We start from the raw sequence: 7,086 nt of genomic DNA on the forward strand, positions 1-7,086 counted from the left end.
CCTTACTAAGGATTAGGTTTCAATTTCTTGAAAAAGAAATCAGCAGTTGCCTGGTTAACTTTCATTACATTGTCGTATTTCATCCAATGGTGTGTATCGTCAACGATAACCAAGGTTTCTACTTCGATTCCTTTGTCTGTTAGCCTACGGTAAAGGTCTATGCTTTGGCCAAATTCCACATTGCGGTCATCATCGCCATGAATAAGCATTACGGGTGAAGTCCAGGTGGCTAGGTCTGCTGCGGGAGAGGAGGTCCAGGCTACTTTAGCCGCTTCCTGTGAATCGGGTGCTTTTTCAAAGCGATCGGGGTAGAGAATACTGTTATTGCGTTCAATGGTTCTGTCGCCTAGTCCATGGATGCTCACGCCTGCAGCAAAAAGTTTTGAATCACGGGCTAAGGCCATATTGGTGAGGTAACCGCCATACGATCCGCCATACACACCAATTCTATTTGCATCAACATCCGTTTGTTTGCTTAGCCAGATTGCTGCTTCTTTGATGTCCTGATATTCTGCTGCCCCCGTAGTGCCGGTGTTTTTAGCATGTTGAAAGGCATGGCCATAACCAATACCCATTCTATAATTAACCGATAACACGTTGAAACCCTGGCTGGCCAAATATTGATTCATGGCATAAGCGTTGGCATAATATTCTGAGTAATTCCATCCGAGAAGCATTTGACGGGATGGGCCGCCATGGATATAAATAATTGCCGGTTTTTTTCGCTCTTTTCCACGGCCAGGAAACAATTGAGCATGCACAACTACACCATCAGGTGCGTTAAAAATTACCTGCTGGGGTGTTGCCAAGCCTGAAACCGGAAAATCTACCGGTATTTGCTCTTTCATCAAAACGTTAGGATTTTGTTTCAAATTACCAATTTTCTTTAGGTCTAACACCGCAGGAAGCGGTGGTTGTTGACCAACAGAGGTGATCATGCTGAGGTATTTGGAATCGCCGCTAATTTGTGGCGTCCATTCCATGTTTGTTCCGGGGCTCAACACCTGAAAATTAGCTTTATCTACGGCTACTCTAGCGATGTGGCGTCGATCGATATCTTTAATATCCGGCCCGGTGTTGGTGCTAAAATACAACCATTCTTTATCCGGGCTCATGATCAGGTGTTCTACAATAGCCTTTGCGGGAGTCAAGAGCAAGGCTTCACTTCCGGTTGCAGCCACACTGTATAGTTGCGACCAGCCATTATGTGTAGACATAAACACTATGCGATCTTTGGCTGCCCAATGTAAATTTGTTCCACCATGGGTGGCTGGTGGCGAACCTGCCAGGGTTTGTGGAGCTTTCCATAAGGAAATAGCTTTCCCTGTGTTGACGTCGGCTTTCCAGATAGACCAGGGTTGGTGCTTTCTGCTTAAAATAGAATCCGGTTTTCCACCAAGGCCGGCATAACGCACAAAGGCAATGCCCTTACCATCTGGTGCCCACCGTGGTGAACGGTCTCTGTAAAATGATGGTGCTATCCATTTAATAGGAGTTTGGCCGTCCTTATAAACGCCTATAAATGAATGGTCGGTCCTGTTCGATACAAATGCAATATTGCTAGCATCTGGCGACCAGGTTAATTCACTAACTGTGCCCCGTGTTGAAAACAGTTGTTTGGCAGGTGCAGATCCATTGATATTAGCTATCCAGGGCTGCCCCTTTCTAATAAAAAGCAGCACATCGCTTTTAGGGGATATTATGGGTCTTTCGCCTTCTCCTATTTCTATATGATTCATGCCATCGAAAGAAATGGCATGAATCTGCACCTTAGGCGGAAAAGGGTCGGCATTTACGTTTACCGGTGCCTCATCATTCCAGTTGGAACCATGGTCGCCACCACGAATAAAAACCACCCATTTTCCATCAGGGGAGACAGAGAGACTACTGATTTCTTGTCCATCATCTTCCAGGTAGGAAGTTAACCTGCGCGCCTTAAATTCTGGCCCTTCCGATACATAAATATTCCTTTTTCCTTGTTCATCTACAGCCCAGGCCATTCTTGTGCCCGTGCTTGCGGTGACCAGACTTGTAGGGAAAGGGTAGCTTTTTACCGAATTTAAACTGTAGGGCTGTGCTTTTAGCGGTTCTAAACCTGTGAAAAGGCCGATTGAAAGGGTAATTATGATTGATAAAGCAGTTTTCATGTGAAATGTGTGGTGGTAACGTTGGTTAAAAGTTGTATACAATGAAGAATTAATGATTTATTAATTAATATTTAAAGATATGATTTATATTGCAATGAAATTAAGAAGTAAAAAAGTCAATTTGTCATTATTTCTTGAAAAAATACAACATAATAAGATTAGTACCTATTTCCAACCAAATAATTATACCTAAAACACCAATTATGAAAAAAACCTTTACTTTATGTATGCTCAGCCTACTTTTTTTCTGGAGTCATGCGGCTATGGCCCAAACGAAAGAGGTTAGGGGTAAGGTTTCCGATGCGGAAAATGCCTTAACCCTGCCAGGAGTGGTTGTTAAGCTCAAAGGCTCTACTGCTACAGTAGCCACAAACAACGATGGCCAATATGCCATTCCGGTTCCGTCGTCAGGCGGTATTTTAACATTTAGTTATGTAGGGTATGTTACCCAGGAGGTACCGGTAGGTACACAAACGGTGGTGAATGTATCTTTGGTGCCAGACTCCAAACAGCTCTCAGAAGTAGTAGTTACTGCCCTGGGAATTAAACGTGACGAACGGTCACTGGGTTACAGCTCGCAAACCGTAGCTGGTGATGACCTGACTGAAAACCGCCAGCCAAACGTGGTTAATGCCCTGCAAGGTAAAGTTGCCGGCGTAACCATTAGTAGTACTGGAGGTGCACCAGGACAGGGTGCCAAAATACAGATCCGCGGAGTAAACTCGATTGACCCCGCTCGTGATAACCAGCCTTTATTTGTTATTGACGGTATTTTTATGGACAACAGTACTTCAAATACGGGTACTGGTGCCTATGGTATGAGTAATCGTGCTGTAGATTTAAATCCTGATGACATCGAATCCATGAACATCCTTCGTGGTGGTGCTGCTACAGCCTTATATGGCTTAAGAGGGGCAAATGGCGTTGTGGTTATTACCACTAAATCTGGTAAAGCAGGTAACATTAAAATTGATTACCAGGGAACTTATGGTATTGAGAATGTAAATACCATGCCTGAATTACAGACAAAATATAGTCAGGGATGGAGAGGTGTTTACAATAAAGATGATTTCTGGCCTTCATTCGGTCCAACAGTAGAAGAGGCTAAAAAAGCTGACTCTACACACCCTGACCAGTTATATAACCACATGGCCGATGCTTTTCAAACAGGCAGTCAATACCGCAATGGGGTAACCGTTTCTGGTGGAACAGAGAAAATGACCTTTTTGACATCAATCTCGCAATCGCAGCACAACGGGGTATTACCTTCCACAGACTTTAAAAATCACCAGGGCAGGCTCAATGCAACCTTTAAACCAAGTGAAAAATTCAATGCAGGTGCTTCCATTAATGTGTCTAACACAGGAGGGTACCGTTATAATGCCGGTCGTTATATCGAGCAGTTAATTTACTGGTCTCCACGTCACGACGTAAACGATTACCTGATGGAAAACGGCACCATGCGTTCTTATGGTGAAACTACAAACCCGCGTTACCTGGCAGAGACCAACCGTTTTAGCGATGATGTATTACGCTTAATCGGTAGCGCCAATGCTTCCTACCAACCTTTCAAATGGCTAAACTTAAGTTACCGTGCTGGTATTGATACTTATCGCGACAAAAGGTTAAACACGGCACCTGGCTTTCAGGGTTTAGTGGGCGAACGTTTGGTGGAAGACAATGGTACCGACGCTTTTCCGGGAATGGGTTTAGTGAATAATTATTACGGAACCTTCCGCAGTATTAACAGTACTTTTATCGCCAGTTTAACGCACAGTGTGTCGAAAGACCTTAGTGGAACATTGCGCCTTGGCCACGATTTGTACAACCGGACGATATATAACTCTTCCATGGAAGGGTCTGATTTAACGGTTTACAACTGGTACAGCCTAAGTAACGCTAAATTTTTAAGAGGAACAACTGATCAGTCGTCCTATCGTTTAATGGGTGTTTTCGGTGAGTTATCTTTAAACTGGAGAGATTACCTATACCTTACCTTCACTGGAAGAAATGATGTTACTTCTTCCTTGTTGAGCCCAAATAACTCTTTCTTTTACCCATCTGCCAGTGTAAGTTACATCTTCTCTGATCATGTCAAACTTCCTGAAGTGATTAGCAATGCGAAGTTTAAGTTCTCTTATGCACAAATTGGAAAAGATGCTAATGCCTATTCTACCAGTCGTGGTTTTGCCAATTATACTGGTTTGCCAACTGGTTTCACCGGCTTTACCCGTCCTAATTTGTTAGGGTCGCCAACGCTTAGACCTGAGTTTACCGATACTTATGAAGGTGGTTTGAGTATGCGTTTCTTTAACAGCAGGGTTGGTTTCGATGCCAATTATTACCATTCTTTAAGTAAAGACCAGATTATCAATGTACCTATTTCTTCTTCTACGGGTTATGTAACAGCTGCAGTAAATGCAGGTAGCATGAGAAACAAAGGGATTGAAATCTCAGTTTCTGGTACACCCATCAGAACCAGTAATTTTACATGGGAAACCTCACTTAACTATTCTGCAAACCGCAATAAAATTGTCTCATTACGTTCAGACCTGACAGAAATTGTTGGTGCTTCTGAGCATGGTTATCTGAATGCTCGTGTAACGATGAAATTAATTCCAGGTGAAGCTTATGGTACCTTATACGGAACAGAATACAGACGTTATTTCACTCCTGCAGAGATTGCCGCTGGTTTAGATAAATCTCCTGAGGCAAGTGATCCTTCAAGACCATTATTGATTAATGCTAATGGTTTCCCAATCATTGGTATTGCCTCAGATCAGAAGAAACTGGGTAATGTTCAACCTACATGGATTGGTGGGTGGAACAACACGTTCACTTATAAAGACCTGTCGTTAAATGTATTGTTCGATGCCAGAATTGGTCACGAACGTTATAACCAATTGGCTAATTACTATGCCGCGTTCGGTATGTCGAAAGAGTCGGAAAACAGAAATGATTATAAAGTTTTCGAAGGTGTTCTTGCTGACGGCACTCCCAATACCAAAGAAGTATGGTTAGGTCAAGGAATAGACCCTAAAACACAAATCAACTATGGTGATGGTTATTACCGCCTGGTGAAAAGAGGTGCTTCTGAAGATTACGTAGAAGATGCTTCGTGGGTACGTTTACGTTCAGTAACCCTTGGTTATTCGCTTCCTAAAACATGGATGCATAACAGCTTCATCAAAAATGTGAGGTTATCTGTAACCGGAAATAACCTGATTTTGTGGACCAAATATTCTGGTTTCGATCCGGAAAGTTCTACTACCAACAGCGGTTCTAATATCGATGGTTTTGCTGGTATGACTTATCCTGCGGTAAGAAGTTTCCTTTTCTCTTTAAATGTTGGCTTTTAGATATCAATACGATGAATAAATTTAATAAAACAGCAATGATCATCCTGCTTGTCGGTGTTGCAGCCATAGGTCAGGGATGTAAAAAATATTTTGAATTAGGCGAAAATCCTAATCAGGTGGTTAATCCACCTTTGAATGCACTTTTATCTACGTCCACGCATAAAGCCGGGTTAAATGGCCAGCGCTTTGCCAATTTAAACGCTTATTATGCGCAGTACCTGGCAAGCCCTTCTGCCAGTGGAACAGCAGATACCTATCAGATTACCGATAATACCTCACAATGGGATAACGCTTATTATGCTATGGCCGATTTGAGTGACATGATCACTAAAGCTTCGGAAAGTGGTGCTACAGAACACCTTGGTGTTGGCCAATTGTTAATGGCTTATACCTTAGGCCTTGTTGCCGATACATGGGGAAGTGCCCCTTACAGCGAGGCATTTGGCAAGGAGGGTAAATTGACACCGAAATATGATTCGGAAGAAGAATTATACCAGGCATCTATGACTTTGTTAAGCGAAAGTATTGCTAACCTTCAGAAAACAGATGCCACAACGAAGCTCGATGCTGCATCAGACCTGATTCACCAGGGTAACCGTGAAGCGTGGTTAAAAACTGCTTACGGTATTCAGGCCAGGTTTTTAAACAAAATTTCTAAAAAGTCGACGTATAGTGCACAAAGTGTTTTGGCTGCAGTGGAGAAATCTTATGGTTCCTCCAGTGACGATGCGAGTATGGCGGTGTTTTCGGGGATTAACCCATGGGCACAACTTGCTGTTAGCAACGCTAGTAATTTGCTGGGTGGTTGGTTATCTGATAACTTTGTGAACCACATGAATGGCCTGAAATATGGTATTGTAGATCCGAGAATTGCTAAAATAACCGACAAAACTGTAAATGGAACCTATGTAGGGACCCGAAATGGCGAGGGAAATGCAGGTTTAGCTGCAAATACGGTGCATGACGAAGTTTATATCAGCCTTAATTCGCCTTTAACCAACAGAACTTCGCCTTTATATGTGCTTAATTATGATGAGTTAAAATTCATCGAAGCAGAGGCGGCTTTCCGTCTGGGAGCAACAGGACTAACACGGGCTTACGCAGCTTACCTGGCAGGTATCACCGAGAATATGAACAGAATGGGTGTGAGTATAGCAGAACGTGATGCGTACCTGGCAAATCCTTCAGTAGGTGTTGGTGCCGCGAACCTTACGCTAGGTTTAATATTCAAAGAGAAGTACGCAGTCACTTACTTAAGTCCGGAAGGCTGGAATGATGTTCGTCGTCATGACTATCAATATAAAGACTTCCGCATGCCAGTAGGTGCAGTGCTATCAAATTATATCCGCAGGGTAGCTTATCCTACTGGAGAAAGATCTAAAAATGGTTCTAATGTACCTGCAGAGGTCCCTTTAGACACGCCTTTGTGGTGGGATAAACCATAAGGTTTTCTTGATATTATAAATGCAAAGCGCCTGGATAATCCAGGCGCTTTTGTTTTAAGCGTGCATGCTCAGGATAAAACTTATATTTGAGCGGTAAATTAAGGTTGACATATGGAATTAGGTATAATGACTTTT

Annotated in this window: 3 protein-coding genes; 2 read left to right on the forward strand and 1 reads right to left on the reverse strand. The window is 42.9% G+C overall.

All coding sequences use genetic code 11. The annotated features are described in order from the left end of the window. Window positions 1-5: 5 nt before the first annotated feature. Window positions 6-2,147, reverse strand: coding sequence for a prolyl oligopeptidase family serine peptidase (locus ACR2F3_RS01110; RefSeq protein ID WP_432708139.1), 2,142 nt, complete (start codon window positions 2,145-2,147; stop codon window positions 6-8). 203 nt (window positions 2,148-2,350) lie between these two features. On the opposite strand from ACR2F3_RS01110, the gene ACR2F3_RS01115 reads away from it, so the two are divergent. Both ACR2F3_RS01115 and ACR2F3_RS01120 read left to right on the forward strand, forming a co-directional pair. Continuing rightward, on the forward strand, window positions 2,351-5,506 hold the full coding sequence (locus tag ACR2F3_RS01115; protein ID WP_432708140.1) for a SusC/RagA family TonB-linked outer membrane protein: 3,156 nt from the start codon (window positions 2,351-2,353) through the stop codon (window positions 5,504-5,506). Between the two features lie 11 nt (window positions 5,507-5,517). Next, on the forward strand, window positions 5,518-6,951 hold the full coding sequence (locus ACR2F3_RS01120; RefSeq protein ID WP_432708141.1) for a SusD/RagB family nutrient-binding outer membrane lipoprotein: 1,434 nt from the start codon (window positions 5,518-5,520) through the stop codon (window positions 6,949-6,951). Window positions 6,952-7,086 lie beyond the last annotated feature (135 nt).

This window comes from Pedobacter sp. (assembly GCF_045627485.1).
Classification (GTDB): Bacteria; Bacteroidota; Bacteroidia; order Sphingobacteriales; family Sphingobacteriaceae; genus Pedobacter.